The 1,145-nt window shown below is 68.1% G+C and carries 2 protein-coding genes; both read left to right on the top strand.

What is annotated here, in order from left to right:
- On the top strand, nt 1-173 hold a 173-nt coding region (locus tag STSP_RS34265; protein WP_232789908.1), incomplete at its 5' end, for a (2Fe-2S)-binding protein.
- A 2-nt stretch (nt 174-175) separates the two neighbouring features.
- A partial coding sequence (locus STSP_RS34260; RefSeq protein ID WP_067284938.1) for an FAD binding domain-containing protein occupies nt 176-1,145 on the top strand: 970 nt, incomplete at its 3' end.

The raw sequence follows: 1,145 nt of genomic DNA, 5'->3' as shown, positions 1-1,145 counted from the left end.
TCCAGTGCGGTTACTGCACGCCGGGGCAGATCATGTCCGCGGTCTGCCTCATCGCTGAGGGGCGTGCGAACTCGGAGGAGGACATCCGCGAGTTCATGAGCGGCAACCTCTGCCGGTGCGGCGCCTACCCGAACATTCGCGCGGCGATTCGCGAAGTGACAACGGAAGGTTGACGATGCACCCCTTCGAGTATGCGCGGGCCACCGACGCTGACCAGGCCGTGGCCGTTGTCAGCGCTGATCCGCACGCGTCGTTCCTGGCCGGCGGCACCACGCAGCTGGACCTGATGAAGGACGGGGTTCTCCACCCCGAACGGCTCATCGACATCACCGGCCTCCCCCTCGGCGGCATCACGCACACCGACTCGGCGATCCGGGTCGGCGCGCTCACGACGATGGAGGAGCTGGCCGCCGATCCCGTCGTACGAGAGAGACTGCCGTTCGTCCGGGAAGCCCTGCTGCTCGGCGCCTCGACCCAGTTGCGCAACATGGCCACCATCGGCGGAAACCTGCTGCAGCGAGCCCGGTGCCGGTACTTCAGAGACCCCACCGTCGCCGCCTGCAACAAGCGCACCCCCGGCTCGGGGTGTGCCGCCATCAAGGGAATCCAGCGGATGCACGCCATCCTCGGCACCAGCGACCACTGCATCGCCCTGCACGCCTCGGATGTCGCGGTACCGCTGACCGCGCTCGACGCGATCGTCCACATCCAGGGCCCTGACAGTGCACGGTCGATTCCCCTGACGCAGTTCTACCTGCCGCCGGGCGACACACCCCACATCGAGAACGTGCTGCGGCACGGTGAGCTGATCACTGCAGTCGAGATCCCGCTGCTTCCCGAAGGCGCAGGGTCTCACTACATCAAGGTCCGTGACCGCGTCTCCTACGAGTTCGCGCTGACCTCGGCCGGCGTCGCTCTGGTCATCGAAGACGGCCTCATTCAGGAGGCGCGCGTGGCACTGGGCGGGGTCGGCACCATCCCCTGGCGCGCCTGGAACGCGGAGGATGTCCTGCGCGGCGCCCACGCGGGGGCCGACGTCTTCCGCACGGCGGCGGAGGCGGCCCTCGATGGGGCCAGGCCGCTACCTGGAACCGCATTCAAGGTGGAGTTGGCCAAGCGCACTCTCGTGCGCACGCTGGATACCG

The sequence above is a fragment of the Streptomyces jeddahensis genome, from assembly GCF_001642995.1.
GTDB classification, from domain to species: domain Bacteria; phylum Actinomycetota; class Actinomycetes; order Streptomycetales; family Streptomycetaceae; genus Streptomyces; species Streptomyces jeddahensis.
This window is presented reverse-complemented; position numbering and strand designations above follow the sequence as displayed.